This is a genomic window from Delftia sp. ASV31, assembly GCF_016428765.1.
GTDB lineage: Bacteria > Pseudomonadota > Gammaproteobacteria > Burkholderiales > Burkholderiaceae_C > Comamonas > Comamonas acidovorans.
On sequence record NZ_JAELTK010000017.1, the window covers coordinates 18,388 to 34,346 of the forward strand.

Sequence of the window (15,959 nt, forward strand, 5' to 3'; positions counted from 1 at the left end):
GCCTGATCAGGCCGGTGGAGCGGGCACGGAGTGCAGCAGCACGGGCGCGTCGCCATCGCCGTTGACGCTTTCCAGCTGCACGCCAAAGCCCCACAGGCGCGCTGCGTGCTTGAGCACTTCCAGCGCATCGTCGGACAGGGGCCGGCCCTGGTAGCGCGTGTGGCGCAGGGTCAGGCAGCGGTCGCCGCGCAGGTTCACGTTCCAGACCTGGATATTGGGCTCGCGCGCGCCCAGGTCGTACTGCTGCGACAGGGTCTGGCGCAGGGTGCGGTAGCCGTCGTCGTCGTGGATGGCGCTGACCAGCAGTTCGCGTTCGCTGGCATCGTCATGGATGGAGAACAGGCGCATGTCGCGCATCAGCTGCGGGCTCAGGTACTGGCCGACAAAGCTCTCGTCCTTGAAGTTCTGCATGGCATGGTGCAGCGCCGGAAGCCAGGGCGTGCCGGCAAGGTCGGGGAACCAGCGGCGGTCTTCCTCGGTCGGGTCCTGGCAGATGCGGCGGATGTCGCGGTACATGGCAAAGCCCAGCGCATAGGGATTGATGCCGCTGTAGGCGCGGTGGCCGGCCGGGGGCTGGTAGATCACGTTGGTGTGGGAGGACAGCCATTCGATCATCACGCCGTCGGTCAGCCAGCCTTCGTCGTACAGGGTGTTGAGCAGGGTGTAGTGCCAGAACGTGGCCCAGCCCTCGTTCATCACCTGGGTCTGGCGCTGCGGATAGAAGTACTGGGCGATCTTGCGCACGATGCGCACGATCTCGCGCTGCCAGGGCTCCAGCAGCGGGGCGTTCTTCTCGATGAAGTACAGCAGGTTTTCCTCGGGCTCCTTGGGAAAGCGCTCGCTGTGCTGCGCCGCGCTGTCCTTGCCGGGGCGGGCCGGCAGGGTGCGCCACAGCTCGTTGACCTGCTGCTGGGCATAGGCCTCGCGCTGCTCGCGCTCGGCCCGCTCGCGCGCCAGGCTTTTCTTGGAGGGGCGGCGGTAACGGTCCACGCCCAGGTTGGACAGCGCGTGGCAGGAGTCCAGCCATTGCTCCACCGTCGTCAGGCCATGGCGCTCCTCGCACTGGGAGATGAAGTCGCGCGCATAGACCAGGTAGTCGATGATGCTGCCCGCATCCGTCCACATGCCGAACAGGTAGTTGTTCTTGAAGAAGCTGTTGTGGCCGTACGCCGCATGGGCGATCACCAGGGCCTGCATGGCGGTGGTGTTCTCCTCCATCAGATAGCTGATGCAGGGATTGGAGTTGATGACGATCTCGTAGGCCAGGCCCATGTGGCCGCGCCGGTAGCGCCGCTCCGTCGCCATGTATTCCTTGCCATAGCTCCAGTGGCGGTAGCCCACCGGCATGCCCACGCTGGCGTAGGCGTCCATCATCTGCTCGGCCGAGATCACTTCCAGCTGGTTGGGATAGGTGTCCAGGCCGTAGCGCTCTGCCGTGGCCGCAATCGCTGCGTGATAGCGTTCGATGAGCTCGAAGGTCCAGTCGCTGGGATCGGGCAGAGGCTCGGCTGGCCGCGCGCCCGCCGGCAGCGGAGCGGAGGGCACGATGCGCTGGGCCCGGTCGCTGGCCAGATGGGATTTCCACTGCGGCGTGGCATGGCGGGGCGCCAGCACGGGATAGTGAGAGAGGTTCATACCGATACCCCCTCTTTCTTGAACAGGTCGCGGAACACGGGATAGATCTCGCTGGCGTCCGACACCTTGCGCATGGCGAAGTGCGAGAACAGCGGCAGCACCTGGCTGTACTCCTGCCACAGGCTCTGCTCTTCCTGCACCACCTGCACATAGGCGAAGTAGCGCACCAGCGGCAGGATTTTCTCGACCAGCAGGTTGCGGCAGTTGGAGCCGTCGTCGCCGAAGTTGTCGCCATCGCTGGCCTGGGCCACGTAGATGTTCCAGTCCGCGGACGGATAGCGCGCGCGGATGATCTGGTCCAGCAGCACCAGCGCACTGCTGACCACCGTGCCGCCGCTTTCCTGGGAGTGGAAGAACTCGTCCTCGCTGACCTCGGCCGCCTGCGTGTGGTGGCGGATGAAGACGATGTCGATCTTCTCGTAGTGCCGCGTCAGGAACAGGTACAGCAGGATGAAGAAGCGCTTGGCCAGGTCCTTGCGGTCCTGGTCCATGGAGCCGGACACATCCATCACGCAGAACATCACGGCCTGGCTGATGGGCGCAGGCACGCGCGTGCGGTTGCGAAACCGCAGGTCGATGGGGTCGAGAAAAGCCACCGTGCCCATGCGCAGCTTCAGCGCATCAATGCGCTGCTGCAGCTCGGCCGCCGCCTCGCTGGTGCCATCGTCCTGCGCCAGCAGCGCTTGCAGCTGCTCCTCCAGTGCCTTGAGTTCGCGGTGCGGCGCCTTGGTCAGCGCAATGCGCCGGCCCAGGGCGCCGCGCATGGTGCGCAGCAGCGCCAGGTTGTGCGGCGTGCCGTCGTGGCTGTAGCCGGCGCGGCGCGTCTTGTACTGCATGGTGTTGCCGATGTGGGTGCGCAGCAGCCGCGGCAGGGCCAGGTCTTCAAAGAACAGTTCCATGAACTCTTCCTTGGTCAGGGTGAAGGTGAAGTCGTCCTCGCCCTCGCCGCTGTCGCTGGCCTGGGAGCCACCGCCGCCGCCTCCACTCTGCGGCCGGGCAATGCGGTCGCCGCGCACATGCTCGGTGTTGCCCGGGTGCACCGTGTCATGGACGCCGCCCTGCCCGTGGTGGAACACGGGCTCGCGGATGTCCTTGCGCGGGATGGAGACGCTCTCGGACTCCTCCATGTGGCGGATGCCGCGCTTGTCCACCGCGCGGCGCACCGCCTCGGCGATCTGCGCCTTGTAGCGGCGCACGAAGCGCTCGCGGTTGCCCACCGACTTGTTCTTGCCGGCCAGCCTGCGATCGATGATTTGCAATGCCATCTGTTCCCCCCAGCCCGGGCGCGCCGAAGGGCGGCGCACCCACCCGTCAGTTGCTCTTGCGAACGCGCAGGTACCACTCGCACAGCAGGCGCACCTGCTTGGACGTATAGCCCTTGGCCTCCATCCGGGTGACGAAGTCCTCGTGCTTGCGCGCGTCCTCGGCACTGGCCTTGGCATTGAAGCTGATCACGGGCAGCAGCTCCTCGGTATTGGAGAACATCTTCTTCTCGATCACCACGCGCAGCTTCTCGTAGCTGGTCCAGCTGGGGTTCTTGCCCTGGTTGTTGGCCCGCGCGCGCAGCACGAAGTTGACGATCTCGTTGCGGAAGTCCTTGGCATTGGCAATGCCCGCGGGCTTCTCGACCTTCTCCATCTCGGCGTTGAGCGCGTTGCGGTCGAAGGCCTCGCCGGTATCGTTGTCGCGGTACTCGCTGTCCTGTATCCAGTAGTCGGCGTAGGTGACGTAGCGGTCGAAGATGTTCTGGCCGTACTCGCTGTAGCTCTCCAGATAGGCGGTCTGGATTTCCTTGCCGATGAACTCGGCATAGTGCGGCGACAGGTATTCCTTGATGTAGCTGGTGTACTTGGTCTCCAGCTCGGCAGGGAACTGCTCGCGCTCGATCTGCTGCTCCAGCACATACATCAGGTGAACCGGGTTGGCCGCCACCTCGGTGCTGTCGTAGTTGAAGACCTTGGACAGGATCTTGAACGCGAAGCGCGTGGAGATGCCCGACATGCCCTCGTCCACGCCCGCATAGTCGCGGTACTCCTGGAAGCTCTTGGCGCGCGGGTCCGTGTCCTTGAGGCTTTCGCCGTCATACACCTGCATCTTGCTGAAGATGCTGGAGTTCTCAGGCTCCTTCAGCCGCGTGAGCACGGCGAACTGGGCCATCATCTTGAGCGTGCCGGGCGCGCACACGGCGCTGGCCAGCGACGACTCGCGGATCAGCTTCTCGTAGATGCGCACCTCCTCGGAAACACGCAGGCAGTACGGCACCTTGACGATGTAGACCCGGTCCAGGAAGGCCTCGTTGTTGCGGTTGTTGCGGAAGGCCTTCCACTCGCTCTCGTTGCTGTGGGCCAGCACCATGCCGTCGAAGGGAATGGCGCCAAAGCCCTCCGTTCCCTTGTAGTTGCTCTCCTGCGTGGCCGTCAGCAGCGGGTGCAGCACCTTGATGGGCGCCTTGAACATTTCCACGAACTCCAGCAGGCCCTGGTTGGCCAGGCACAGGCCGCCCGAGTAGCTGTAGGCGTCGGTGTCGTCCTGGGCAAAGTTCTCCAGCTTGCGGATGTCCACCTTGCCCACCAGGCTGGAGATGTCCTGGTTGTTCTCGTCGCCGGGCTCGGTCTTGGCAATGCCCACCTGCCTGGAGATGCTGGGATAGCGCTTGACCACGCGGAACTGGCGGATATCGCCGCCCAGCTCCTCCAGGCGCTTGACGGCCCAGGGCGACAGCACATGGTTGAGGCAGCGCCGGGGAATGCCGAACTGCTCCTCCAGCAGCGGCCCGTCCTCCACGGGGTCGAACAGGCCCAGCGGCGACTCGTTCACGGGCGAGCCCTTGAGGGCGTAGAACGGCACCTTCTGCATCAGGTATTTGAGGCGCTCGGCGATGGAGCTCTTGCCACCGCCCACGGGGCCCAGCAGATAGAGGATCTGCTTGCGCTCTTCCAGGCCCTGGGCCGCATGGCGGAAGAAGCTCACCACCTGCTCGATGGAGTCTTCCATGCCGTAGAACTCGGCGAAGGCCGGATAGCGCCGGATGACCTTGTTGGCAAACAGCCGCGACTGGCGTGGATCATTGCGCGTGTCCACCATTTCAGGTTCGCCGATGGCTGCCAGCATGCGCTGGGCAGCACCTTCGTAAGCCATGGGATCGCGCTGGCACAGGGCGAGAAATTCGTCCAGCGACATCTCTTCTTCGCGAAGGCGAACGTAACGTGCAGCCGAGTTGCTGATGACATCCATACGACCTCTCCCGGCGGCACCCGAGGGCGAACAGTGCCGCGAAGTTGCAAGGCATTCGCTACCGTGTGGAACTGTTGTAGCACCTTGCATCGGCTTTGAATAGCTCATACGTCCCACATGTCTGCATTGCGCGCGAGGTCACAATGTCAGGTTCCTGGACTACTCCGCTTTTTGCGGCGCCGGGACAGGGGCTTGAGCCAGCCGGGCCTGCAGCAAGGCCCGTGAATACAGCGCCTGACGCTCCCACTTTTGACAAATGATAGTCCGCACTCACACAGCGGCACAGGCCCGAATTCAGAACCGATGTCTCCTGCCGACAACCCCATACTTGCCGCCGGTCGCCCATCGCGCAAACTGGCTGCCGTGACGCCGATGCACCTGCTGCGGGCCATATGCCTGGTGCTCGCCCTGCTGGCACCGGGCTTGGCCAAGGCCGCACCGGCAGCAGGCCCTTTGGGTGCCTTGCAGGGCACGCTGGGCGGTGGCTCCGCGTCCGACAAGGAACGCCGCAATGCCATTCAGGCCCAACTGGATGCCGCCGCATCGGCGACAAAGGAAGCCGATGCGCTGGCGCAGGAACTGGACCGCCTGCGCGCCAGGGCACGCACGCCCGTGCCTGCCCTGCCCGCGCCGCTGAGCGACGAGCAGCTGGGCAGCCTGTTCGATCGCTGGAAGGAACGCGTTCCCGCCAACGCCAGCCAGGAAGTGCTGGAGCGGCTGCTGGCCGATGAGCGCGATGCCATCGCCGCACTCAAGGTGGGCATCGAAAAATCCGCGGCCGACCAGGCCAACCTGGTCTCGCAGCCCGGCCCGGGACGCATCGATCTGTCCATCCTCCAACAACGTGCGCAGGAAAACGCCGAGCCCGTGACCGCCGAGCCCGGCGAAGCCCCCGACCTCACCCAGGCCCGCCAGGCACGGCGCAGCGCAGAGCACCGCCGCGCCCTGCTGGAGCTGGCGCTGCGCCAGGAAGAGCAGTCCACCATCGAAGCCCGCCAGCGCCTGCTGGCCGCACAGCTGCAGGCCCAGCGCCGCGAGCTGCTCGAGCGCATGCCGCGCGCCGCCTGGCTGACCCAGCGCATTGCCGAGCGCAGCCGCCAGCAACTGGAGCAGCAGGTGCAGGAGATGGAGCTGGCCGCCCAGCACGCTTCCGCCGCCGATCCCGCCATACGCGACCTGGCCCAGCGCAATGCGGCGCTGGCCGCGCAGATCCTCAAGAACTCCAATGAACTGGCGCAGGAGCGCAAGACCCTGGCCAATGACGAATATGTCCGCGACCAGTTGAGCGCCACGCTGCGCGACACCCAGGCACGCCTGCGGCTGGGCGGTGGCAGCGCGGCCGTGGGCCAGTGGCTGTGGCAGCAGCGCGTGGAGCTGTCCTCCGGCAACACCTTGCAGTCCAGGCACCGCGCCGTGCAGCGCCAGCTGGCCGAGCTGCGGCTGATGCTGTTCAACTCCAGCAAATGGCGCCAGAACCCCGGCGCGGACACGGCGGCACAGGCCCCGGCCGACGCTGCGGATGCAGGCGGTGTGGCGGCACCTGAACCTGCAGCCAGCGCCACCACGGCCAGCAATGCATCCACCTCGGCACAGCAGACCGCCCTGCTGGCCCGGCAGGTGGCGCTCACCGATCAATTGCAGCCCGTTTTGCTGCGCCGCATTGCCGTGCTGGAGCAGACCGATGAAGCCCTGCGCGCCGCCCTGCGCAGCGGCAATGAACTGCGCCAGGTGCTGGACAAGGAACTGCTGTGGTTCCCCAGCCACCGCCCCATGGACCGCACCTGGCTCAGCGAGTGGCAGGCGCTGGAGCAGGACATCGAAGGCAGCAGCTCCCCCTGGAAAACCGCGCGCGCCCTGGCCGCCAGCATCTGGAACGATCCCTGGGCCTTTGGCGCCGTCGGCCTGATCGTGGCCCTGCTGCTGGGCCTGCGCCGCTACGCGCTGCGCCAGCTGCAGTCCATCGCCGTGCGCGTGGGCGACTTCATGCGCGACAACTTCGGGCTGAGCCTGCTCGCGCTGGGCTGGAGCCTGCTCTACACCCTGCCCTGGAGCTTTGCGGCCGCGGCGCTGGGCAGCCTGCTGCAAGGCCCGGAAACCGTGGGCACGGCGCTGGAGCCGCTGGGCGCCACCCTGGTCCAGCTCAGCGATTTCATCTTCGTGGCCACCTTGCTCAACGCCCTGTTCTGCCCAGGCGGGCTGGCACTGGCCCACTTCGGCTGGCCGGCCGCTCGCGTGCAGATGCTGCGCCAGATGGTGCGCCGCGCCGCCTGGCTGATCGTGCCTGCCGAACTGCTGGGCGGCCTGGCCTTCTACAGCCATGACAACCACGCCATCAGCACCTGGGGCCGCATCTCCATCCTCATGCTGTCGCTGGGCCTGGCCTGGATGGCCTGGCTGTACTTTCGCCGTGTCATGCAGCAAAAGCGGCCCGGCATCCACTGGGGCCAGATCGTCAGCGTGGTGCTGATGCTCATGCTCAGCGCGCTGGCCGTGGGCATCGTGCTCGGCTATGTCTACACGGCCACCGAATTCATCCAGGCCCTGATGGCCAGCTTCGTGTTCCTGGGCGCGGTCGAGGTTGTGGTCAACCTGCTGCGGCGCTGGCTGCTGCTGGGCGAACGGCGCTTGGCGCTGAACCGGCTGCGCGAAGCCGCCAGGCTGGCGCAGAGCGGCTCGGGCGTGGACACCGGCAAGGCACCCACCGACGAAGCCACCCAGATGGCCCTGGTCACCGTGGGCGCCCAGGCGCACAGGCTGCTGGGCCTGCTGCAGCAGGTGCTGGTCGTGCTGACCCTGGTCTACGCCTGGCTGCCCGTGCTGCCTGCGCTGCTGCGCTCCGAAAGCGTGGTGCTCTGGTACACCACCAACACCGGCGCCGACGGCATTGCGCATGCCGCCCCCGTGAGCCTGATGGACGCGCTGCTGGGCGTGATGATCCTGCTGCTCACCTTCAGCTTTGCACGCAACCTGCCGGGCCTGCTGGAAGTGACGCTGTCGGCCTCCAACCGCATCAGCAGCTCCGCGCGCTACACCCTGGCCACGCTGGCGCGCTACGCCATCACCATCGCGGGCACGGTCAGCGCCTTCACGCTACTGGGCCTGCGCTGGGGCCAGTTGCAGTGGATGGTCGCCGCGCTCACCGTGGGCCTGGGCTTCGGCCTGCAGGAGATCTTCGCCAACTTCGTCTCGGGCCTGATCCTGCTGGTGGAGCGGCCCTTCCGCGTGGGCGATGTCATCACCATCGACACCCTCACCGGCACCGTCACGCGCATCCGCACGCGGGCCACCACGGTGCTGGACTTCGACAACAAGGAAATCGTCATCCCCAACAAGACCTTCATCACGGGCCAGGTGACGAACTGGACCTTGAGCGACGACGTGACCCGCCTGGTGATCGACGTGCCCGTGGCCCACGGCAATGACCCCGAGCGAGTGCGCGACATGCTGCTGGCCATTGCCAGGGAACACCCCCAGGTGCTGCGCGAACCCGAGCCCAACTGCTGGTTCATGGCGCTGGAAGGCAACGGCCAGCGCTTCGAGCTGCGCGCCTACGTGGGCAAGGTCGAAGACCGCCTGCCCGTGCGCCACGACCTCAACCGCCGCGTCAATGACCGGCTCAAGGACGCTGGCATTGCCGTGGCCTTCCCGCAGCTGGACCTGCATGTGCGCAACATGCCGGCCCATGCACCGGGGCAGGCACCGGGGCAGGCACCTGGGCAGACCCCATCCCATCCGACGGCATGAGGCCGACAAGTCCCCCGGTTCCACGCGCACAGAGCGGCATTGCCCCGCTCGCGGTCAGAACACTTCCCAGTTCTCGTCCACACGCTCGCCCGCCTTGCGCAGCGGGGTGACCTTGGCAGGCGCTGCAGCAACCCTGGGTGCGGCTGCGGACGCCATCGTCCGCTGGCCGCCCTTGCTGCCTGCGGCGGCTGGCGCTGGTGCCTGGGCCGGTGAGGACGCGGGCAGGGGCACGGACGAGGACACCCCGTCCAGCTTGAACAGGCTGACCAGATCGACCAGCCTGGCAGCCTGCGCGTTCAGGCTCGCGGCAGCCGCCGCCGATTCCTCGACCAGGGCCGCATTCTGCTGCGTGACCTGGTCAAGCTGTACGACGGCATCGCCCACCTGCGCCACACCGTCGGCCTGCTCGGCCGTGGCCGCGCCTATTTCGCCGATCAGGTCGGCAACGCGCTGCGCCTGCTGGACGATGTCCTTCATCGCGGAACCCGTCTCGCCCACCAGGCCCGAGCCCTCATCCACCTTGGACACGCTCTCGCCTATCAGGGCCTTGATCTCCTTGGCGGCCCCCGCGCTGCGCTGGGCCAGGCTGCGCACCTCGGATGCCACCACGGCAAAGCCGCGCCCCTGCTCGCCGGCCCGCGCCGCCTCCACGGCGGCATTGAGCGCCAGGATGTTGGTCTGGAAGGCAATGGAGTCGATCACGCCGATGATGTCCTCGATCTTCCGGGAACTCGCGGTGATCTGCTCCATGGTCGCCACAACGCGGCGCACGATCTCGCCGCCACCGGCGGCAGCCTGGCTGGACGATGCGGCCAACTGGGTGGCGGTACGCACCGTATCGGCATTGAGCTTGACGGTGGCGTTCATCTCCTCCATGGAGGCGGCGGTCTGCTCCAGATTGCTGGCCTGCTCTTCCGTGCGCTGGCTCAGGTCCGCATTGCCCGAGGCAATCTGGCTGGCGCCGGTCGCAATCGATTCACTGCTTTGCCGCACATCGGCGACCACGCGCGCCAGGCCGGCCCGCATGTCCTCCATGGCGCGCAGCAGGCTGGAGGTGTCGCCGGGCGCCAATTGCACCCGCACGGACAAATCGCCCTGCGCGATCTGGCGCGCCACCCCGGCGGCATAGGAGGGCTCTCCGCCCAGCTGCTGCTTGACCGTCCTGGTGATCATCCAGGCCACCAGACCGCCCAGCGCGGCGGCCAGCAGCGTCAGCACCAGCATGGCCACGCCGTCTTCGGCCACGCGGCGCAGGGAGCCGTCCACCGTGGCCTGCGTCTGTGCCTTCTGGTAGTCGACCAGCGCCTCGACCGCATCGAAATAGGTCGTCTGCAAGGAGCGCAGGCGCCCCATGATCAGATCCCTGGCGGCATCGCCCTGGTTGGCCAGGCCCAGGTCACCGGCCTGGCGCATGGTCTCCACGAAAGGCTGGCGCGCCTGCCGTATGTCGGCAAAGAGCCGGCGCGCCTGCTCGGTCTGCAGGCGCTGGTCCAACTCCTTCATGACCAGGCCGTTCCTGGCAACCACCTCATCCAGCCGGCGGCTCTCCTCGGCCATCTGCGCCGGATCGGTGATCAGCGCCAGATTGCGCACCACCCGTGCCGACGCATTGGCGTTGTCCTTGAGCGATTGCAGCCGGGCCAGATTGCCCATGCGGTCCTCGGCCAGCACACGCAGCTGCTCGCCCTGGTCACGCAACTTCATCCAGCCGAAGGCCGCCACGCATACGCAAACCACGATCACCGCGAAAAAACCCATGCCCAGCATGGTTCCCAACTTCATACGCCTCAGAAAACCCACGTCGCTCTCCCTCGAACCACCCACGCAAACCGGCCAGACTGCTGGCACGGAAGAAACACATCCAGGAACAAATTTGACAATTTGAATCAGTCGTGTCGCCTTCCCAAACCCTGCACATCCAGTAGGACAGCGCCTTGCCGACATGCAGGGATCGGGCTGCCAGCCGCCGTGATCGGAGGCAGTGGGCGCATGGATATCCCGCGCACCGACAAGGCACTGTCATTCCCAGACTGTGCGAGACATTCCTCACAATGGGCGCCGGCATCTGCGCACCTGCAGCTGCTCAACAGCACCTGCAGCCGGCAGAGCGCCCCACTCCAGGAACTCAAGAGGAAACTTCATGAAACTGCTGAGATTTGGCCCCGAGGGCCAGGAAAAGCCCGGCCTGCTGGATGCCAAAGGCCAGATCCGCGATCTGTCCGCCCTGTTGGACGACTACACGCCCCGCCTGCTGGGCCGCGAGGCGCTGCGGGCCCTGGCCGCCATCGACCCCGCCAGGCTGCCCCTGGTGCAAGGCCCGGTGCGCATCGGCATGCCCTGGAGCGGCATGTCCAAGTTCGTTGCCATCGGCCTGAACTACCGCGACCATGCCGAGGAAGCCGGCATGCCCATTCCCAAGGAGCCCATCCTCTTCGCCAAATGGCCCAGCTGCGCCTGCGGCCCCGACGACGACATCCCCCTGCCCGAGGGCAGCACGCGCATGGACTGGGAGGTGGAACTGGGCATCGTCATCGGCGAGCGCGCGCGCAATGTGTCCGTGGCCGATGCGCTGGAGCATGTGGCCGGCTACTGCCTTGCCAACGATGTGTCCGAGCGCGAATACCAGATCGACCGCAGCGGTGGCCAATGGAGCAAGGGCAAGGGCTTCGACCGCTTCGGCCCCATCGGCCCCTGGCTGGTCACGCGCGACGAAGTGCCCGATCCGCAGGCCCTGCAGCTATGGCTGGATGTGAACGGGGAGCGCCGCCAGAGCGGCAGCACGCGCACCATGATCTTTGGCTGCGCCGAACTCATCAGCCACTGCAGCCGCGTGATGACGCTGGAGCCCGGCGACCTCATCATCACCGGCACGCCCCCGGGAGTCGGGATGGGCATGAAGCCGCCGCGCTATCTGAAGGCTGGCGATGTGATGGAGCTGGGGATCGAGGGGCTGGGCGTGCAGAGGCAGCGAGTGGTGTAGATCCACAAAAAAGCGGCTTCAAGAAGCCGCTTTATTCTTGAGCTGAGCCAGCGCTCAGCTGCCCGCCACCTTCATCCGGTTGATCAGGATCGAGCCCACGGTCTTGGCGCCGTAGTTGTAGGCATCTGCGCCCACGGCCTCGATGCCCTTGAGCATGTCCTTGAGGTTGCCGGCGATGGTGATCTCATGCACGGGGAAGGCGATTTCGCCGTTTTCCACCCAGAAGCCGCTGACACCGCGCGAGTAGTCGCCGGTCACGTAGTTCACGCCCTGGCCCATGAGCTCGATCACGAACAGGCCCGTGCCCAGCTTCTTGAGCATGGCGGGCAGGTCGTCGCCGGCCTTGGTGCGGCGCGAGGTCATGACCAGGTTGTGCGATCCGCCGGCATTGCCGGTGGTCTTCATGCCCAGCTTGCGGGCCGAGTAGCTGGACAGGAAGTAGCCCTCGACGCGGCCGGCATCCACCACCTTGCGGGCCTGCACGCGCACGCCTTCCTCGTCGAAGGGCGAGCTGCCCTTGCCGCCGAGGATGAAGGGGTCTTCCGTGATGTCGATGTGCTTGGGGAAGACGGGCTTGCCCAGCGAGTCGAGCAGGAAGGTGCTGCGGCGGTACAGCGCGCCGCCGCTGACGGCCTGCACGAAGCTGCCCAGCAGGCCCGCGGCCAGCGTGGACTCGAACAGCACCGGGCATTCGGTGGTCGGGATCTTGCGGCTGCCCAGGCGGCTCAGGGCGCGCTGGGCGGCGTAGCGGCCCACGGCTTCGGGCGAGGCCAGGTCGGCCGCGTTGCGCATGGAGCTGTACCAGGCGTCGCGCTGCATCTCGCCATTGCGCCCGGGCAGCGAGGCGATGGGCGCCACCGACAGGCTGTGGCGCGAGCTGGCGTAGCCGCCACGGAAACCATTGGTGTGGGCGCTGAAGAAATGGCTTTGCTGGGCCGAAACGCCCGCGCCTTCACTGTTGGTGATGCGCTTGTGCGTGCGCAGCGCGGCTTCCTCGCATTGCAGCGCCAGTTCGGCCGCAGCCTCGCTGGTGAGGTCCCAGGGGTGGAACAGCTGCAGGTCGCGGTGGGTGCCGGGCTGGGCGATGTCGGCCGCATCGGGCAGGCCGGCCATGGGATCTTCGGCCGTGAAGCGTGCGATGTCGTAGGCGGCCTGCACGGTCTGCTGGATGGCGGCATCCGAGAAGTCCGAGGTGCTGGCGTTGCCACGGCGGTTGCCCAGGTAGACGGTCACGCCCAGCGACTTGTCGCGGTTGCGCTCCACGGTCTCCAAAGCCCCCTTGCGTACACTCACGCTCAGGCCGCAGCCCTCGGAAGCCTCGGCCCCGGCGTTGGTGGCGCCGAGCTTCTTGGCGTGGACCAGGGCACGGTCCACCAAGTCTTCAAAAAACGGTTGGCTGTAGCTGAAGCCGGAATCAGCCTGCGGTTTGGCGGTGCTTGCCGAGCGGGGACGGGGTTTTTTCATAGCGGCGGCTATGATAGCCGCCACTGCAGCGCTCTCCGCGCCGCCACTGCATTTGTCCCCTACCCCATGTCACGCAAACCCAAAAAAGGCTACTACGTCAAAGGTCACTTCGTTGCCGAAGGCAGCGAACTCGACCTGCAGCTCAAGGCCGAACTCAAAGGCACCCCCGACTCCAGCAAGACGGATCTCAAGCGCGAGTCCGACGCCTTGCAGGACCTCGGCAAGGATTTGCTGACGCTGCGCTCCGACCTGTTCAAGCGCCTGCAATTGCCCGACCAGCTGGCCGATGCCCTGGCCGAGGCCAAGCGCATCACCAATTTCGAAGGCAAGCGCCGCCAGATGCAATTCGTCGGCAAGCTCATGCGCAAGCTGGACGAGACCGAGATCGCCGCCGTGCGCGCCGCGCTGGACGAGCAGCACAACGGCTCGGCCGCCGAGAAGATGGCCCTGCACGCCGCCGAGCAATGGCGCGACCGCCTGATTGCCGAGGAATCGGCCCTGTCCATCTGGCTGGACCATTTCCCCGACACCGACACCCAGCAGCTGCGCGCCCTGATCCGCCAGGCCCGCAAGGACATGCCGGGCGCCCATGAGGCCAATGTGCAGGAATCCACCGGCCTGGCCCAGCGCAAGGGCCGCGCCTACCGCGATCTCTTCCAGCTGGTTCGCCAGCAGTTGGGCGGCACGGGCCGCGAGGCCGCCGAGGACGGTGACGGCGCTGGCGAGGAAGCTGACGATGAGTGAACCCGTCCATGACGCTGTGCGCATCGGCATCGTCTCGATCAGCGACCGTGCCAGCAGCGGCGTCTATGAGGACAAGGGCCTGCCGGCCCTGCAGGACTGGCTCACCCGCGCGCTCAGGAACCCCATCACGTTCGAGCCGCGCCTGATCCCCGACGAGCAGGCCGGCATCAGCGCCACGCTGATCGAACTGGTCGATGCAGGTTGCTCCCTGGTGCTGACCACGGGCGGCACCGGCCCCGCGCCGCGCGATGTCACGCCCGAAGCCACCCTGGCCGTGGCCGACAAGGAAATGCCGGGCTTTGGCGAGCAGATGCGCCAGATCAGCCTGGCCTTTGTGCCCACGGCGATTCTGTCGCGCCAGGTGGCGGTGATCCGTGGCAAGAGCCTGATCATCAACCTGCCGGGCCAGCCCAAGGCGATTGCCGAGACTCTGCAAGGCCTGCAAAACCCTGATGGCACGCAAACGGTCAACGGCATCTTTGCGGCCGTGCCCTATTGCGTGGACCTGATCGGCGGGCCTTATCTGGAAACGGATGACAGCGTGTGCAAGGCCTTCCGCCCCAAGAGCGCAGTGCGCACCGCGCGACCTGCGGCCTGAGCGTGCGGACACGGCAAACGACAAGCAGCCTGCGGGCTGCTTTTTATTTTTTCAGCCCTTTGAACCACCGCTGAATCCGGGCCCGCAATTGCCGCTTGCCGTCATCACCCAACGGCATGCTGCTTGCCAGTTTCAGTGCCGCATCGACCTGTACATGGCCATGCTCCATCAGTGCCATGCAAAACACCCGGTCCTTGTCGCGCCCCGCCTGGGCCTTGGAGAGAAAGAGATCCAGCACATCAAGGCAATAGCCGACGCGATCGTTGGTATTGCCGTTCTGGATACGGTGCAGCCGGTTTTGCCAGCCTGAGGCAAGCACTGCCGTGTCCGGGCCCACGCCCTGCGCGTAGTAGCCATTGGACTCGTGGAAGCGAGAGCCTTCGCCAATGGATCCATCGATCCGGTCCGCCAGATCCGGAGCATTGAGCGGATAGATGTCCGCCTCTGCGGACATCTTGAAAACCGGCTCGGGATACGGGATGGAGCCCAGGATTGCCTGGCTTCCCACGATGACGAATTCATACTCATTCGTCACATCCCCGCTCGCTCGAATGATGTGCTCAAGATCCTCTCGGTTCATAGGCCCGCCCTGTATCTCCCAATGCAACGCCCCGCTTGAGATCCCCCACCTGCGCCAGTACCTGCTGGCGCACCTGTTCGGGCAGCACCGATGTCAGGGGCGAGGCCTGGCGCAGTTCCTGGGCCCTTCGCGTGCGGGCCAGGATGGTGCGCCAGCGGCCATTTTGCAAGACATCCTGCCACTGCCTCCACAGGCTGGCGGAATGCGAATCCCCCTGGCTCAACCACCGCTCCAACGTGTCCTGTGCCTGCTTCAGCAATGCCGGGTCAGATCGCACAAGGCGCACGGCTTCTTCATGCAATGCCAAGCTTTGCAGATCCTGCACTTCATGGCGCGCATCCTGCGCACGCACCAGAACCTGTACGACGGGCCTGGCATGGCGCGAACGGGCTGCGGCAGTTCCTGCGGGCGCGGGCTGCAGGGCGTCGCCCGCCAGCAATGCCAATTCTCCCCCTATGCCCAGTTCCGACATGACCCGCAGGTACGTGCCCATGGATGGCCCGGGATCACCGGACTCGACTGCAGCGAGCGTGCTGCGGGATATGCCTACGCGCGAGGCCATCTCGACCGTGCCCAGCCCCTGCTCCTTGCGCAGACGCTTGAGCCGGTCACCGAACTGCAAAAGCAGTTGGCGCTGAAGAAGGGTGGACTTTTCCGGTGTTTTCATTTGTCCATTATTTTAAGCAAAATCTATATTTTTGATTGTTTTTCTAGACAAATCAATTCAAGACCAGTGCTTTCGCATCTCCAAGTCAAGGAACGGAAAAGCAGGTCCTGACGCGCGCACAAGCCACGGCCGGGATGCGCAGCGCATGGCGATCAATCAACGGGCCGGCCACGTTGCAAGGACAAGCGGCTGTACTGTCGCACCGGGGCCACCAAGCCCGTGCTTGCCCCAATGCGGCAGGCCCCTGTCCCTGCCAGCATGGAATCACCCCGGCCCCTGCGCAACAGCAGCGGGCTTTTTCCATCCAAAGCAA

11 protein-coding genes are annotated in these 15,959 nt (G+C 66.0%); 4 read left to right on the forward strand and 7 right to left on the reverse strand.

Annotated features, from left to right (window positions below; translation table 11 throughout):
- Positions 1-6: 6 nt before the first annotated feature.
- Genes JHD82_RS08610 through JHD82_RS08620 form a run of 3 tightly spaced genes read right to left on the reverse strand, consistent with a single transcriptional unit; the run spans position 7 to position 4,869 of the window.
- A complete protein-coding gene (locus JHD82_RS08610) occupies positions 7-1,635 on the reverse strand; it encodes a SpoVR family protein (protein WP_012204249.1) in 1,629 nt (542 codons plus the stop codon).
- The gene (locus JHD82_RS08615; RefSeq protein ID WP_199135999.1) at positions 1,632-2,900 is read right to left on the reverse strand and encodes a YeaH/YhbH family protein; all 1,269 of its coding nucleotides are present in this window, start codon (positions 2,898-2,900) and stop codon (positions 1,632-1,634) included. Before JHD82_RS08615 ends, JHD82_RS08610 begins: the two co-directional genes overlap by 4 nt.
- Before the next feature lie 46 nt (positions 2,901-2,946).
- Positions 2,947-4,869, reverse strand: a complete 1,923-nt coding sequence (locus JHD82_RS08620; protein ID WP_012204247.1) for a PrkA family serine protein kinase — start codon at positions 4,867-4,869, stop codon at positions 2,947-2,949.
- Positions 4,870-5,241: 372 nt separating this feature from the next.
- Between JHD82_RS08620 and JHD82_RS08625 the strand changes: the two genes are divergently transcribed.
- On the forward strand, positions 5,242-8,613 hold the full coding sequence (locus JHD82_RS08625; protein WP_199136051.1) for a mechanosensitive ion channel domain-containing protein: 3,372 nt from the start codon (positions 5,242-5,244) through the stop codon (positions 8,611-8,613).
- A 54-nt stretch (positions 8,614-8,667) separates the two neighbouring features.
- On the opposite strand, the gene JHD82_RS08630 is transcribed toward JHD82_RS08625, so the two are convergent.
- Positions 8,668-10,395 carry a methyl-accepting chemotaxis protein gene (locus tag JHD82_RS08630; RefSeq protein WP_199136001.1) on the reverse strand — a complete coding sequence of 576 codons (1,728 nt, stop codon included), beginning with the start codon at positions 10,393-10,395 and terminating at the stop codon, positions 8,668-8,670.
- 358 nt (positions 10,396-10,753) lie between these two features.
- Here JHD82_RS08630 and JHD82_RS08635 point away from each other — a divergent pair, with 358 nt between their 5' ends.
- Positions 10,754-11,593 carry a fumarylacetoacetate hydrolase family protein gene (locus JHD82_RS08635; RefSeq protein WP_199136003.1) on the forward strand — a complete coding sequence of 280 codons (840 nt, stop codon included), beginning with the start codon at positions 10,754-10,756 and terminating at the stop codon, positions 11,591-11,593.
- A gap of 54 nt (positions 11,594-11,647) precedes the next feature.
- Here the strand turns inward: JHD82_RS08635 and pmbA are convergent, their stop codons facing one another.
- Positions 11,648-13,057, reverse strand: coding sequence for a metalloprotease PmbA (gene pmbA, locus JHD82_RS08640; protein ID WP_012204243.1), 1,410 nt, complete (start codon positions 13,055-13,057; stop codon positions 11,648-11,650).
- A gap of 66 nt (positions 13,058-13,123) precedes the next feature.
- Here pmbA and yjgA point away from each other — a divergent pair, with 66 nt between their 5' ends.
- Both yjgA and mog read left to right on the forward strand, forming a co-directional pair.
- The gene (gene yjgA, locus JHD82_RS08645; RefSeq protein ID WP_034391380.1) at positions 13,124-13,801 is read left to right on the forward strand and encodes a ribosome biogenesis factor YjgA; all 678 of its coding nucleotides are present in this window, start codon (positions 13,124-13,126) and stop codon (positions 13,799-13,801) included.
- Positions 13,794-14,399: a molybdopterin adenylyltransferase gene (gene mog, locus JHD82_RS08650; RefSeq protein WP_065346464.1), complete on the forward strand. Its 606-nt coding sequence runs from the start codon at positions 13,794-13,796 to the stop codon at positions 14,397-14,399. The genes yjgA and mog overlap by 8 nt, the downstream gene beginning before the upstream one ends.
- A 43-nt stretch (positions 14,400-14,442) precedes the next feature.
- Here mog and JHD82_RS08655 read toward each other — a convergent pair whose 3' ends face one another.
- Together JHD82_RS08655 and JHD82_RS08660 are read right to left on the reverse strand one after the other, a co-directional pair.
- Positions 14,443-14,979: a DUF6036 family nucleotidyltransferase gene (locus JHD82_RS08655; RefSeq protein ID WP_012204240.1), complete on the reverse strand. Its 537-nt coding sequence runs from the start codon at positions 14,977-14,979 to the stop codon at positions 14,443-14,445.
- On the reverse strand, positions 14,960-15,646 hold the full coding sequence (locus JHD82_RS08660) for a helix-turn-helix transcriptional regulator (RefSeq protein ID WP_199136005.1): 687 nt from the start codon (positions 15,644-15,646) through the stop codon (positions 14,960-14,962). The genes JHD82_RS08655 and JHD82_RS08660 overlap by 20 nt, the downstream gene beginning before the upstream one ends.
- Positions 15,647-15,959: the final 313 nt, after the last annotated feature.

Coding starts and splice junctions, on each gene's coding strand:
- JHD82_RS08610 (WP_012204249.1), bottom strand. CDS start 1,635: ATGAACCTCTCTCACTATCCCGTGCTGGCGCCCCGCCATGCCACGCCG.
- JHD82_RS08615 (WP_199135999.1), bottom strand. CDS start 2,900: ATGGCATTGCAAATCATCGATCGCAGGCTGGCCGGCAAGAACAAGTCG.
- JHD82_RS08620 (WP_012204247.1), bottom strand. CDS start 4,869: ATGGATGTCATCAGCAACTCGGCTGCACGTTACGTTCGCCTTCGCGAA.
- JHD82_RS08625 (WP_199136051.1), top strand. CDS start 5,242: ATGCACCTGCTGCGGGCCATATGCCTGGTGCTCGCCCTGCTGGCACCG.
- JHD82_RS08630 (WP_199136001.1), bottom strand. CDS start 10,395: ATGAAGTTGGGAACCATGCTGGGCATGGGTTTTTTCGCGGTGATCGTG.
- JHD82_RS08635 (WP_199136003.1), top strand. CDS start 10,754: ATGAAACTGCTGAGATTTGGCCCCGAGGGCCAGGAAAAGCCCGGCCTG.
- pmbA (WP_012204243.1), bottom strand. CDS start 13,057: ATGAAAAAACCCCGTCCCCGCTCGGCAAGCACCGCCAAACCGCAGGCT.
- yjgA (WP_034391380.1), top strand. CDS start 13,124: ATGTCACGCAAACCCAAAAAAGGCTACTACGTCAAAGGTCACTTCGTT.
- mog (WP_065346464.1), top strand. CDS start 13,794: ATGAGTGAACCCGTCCATGACGCTGTGCGCATCGGCATCGTCTCGATC.
- JHD82_RS08655 (WP_012204240.1), bottom strand. CDS start 14,979: ATGAACCGAGAGGATCTTGAGCACATCATTCGAGCGAGCGGGGATGTG.
- JHD82_RS08660 (WP_199136005.1), bottom strand. CDS start 15,646: ATGAAAACACCGGAAAAGTCCACCCTTCTTCAGCGCCAACTGCTTTTG.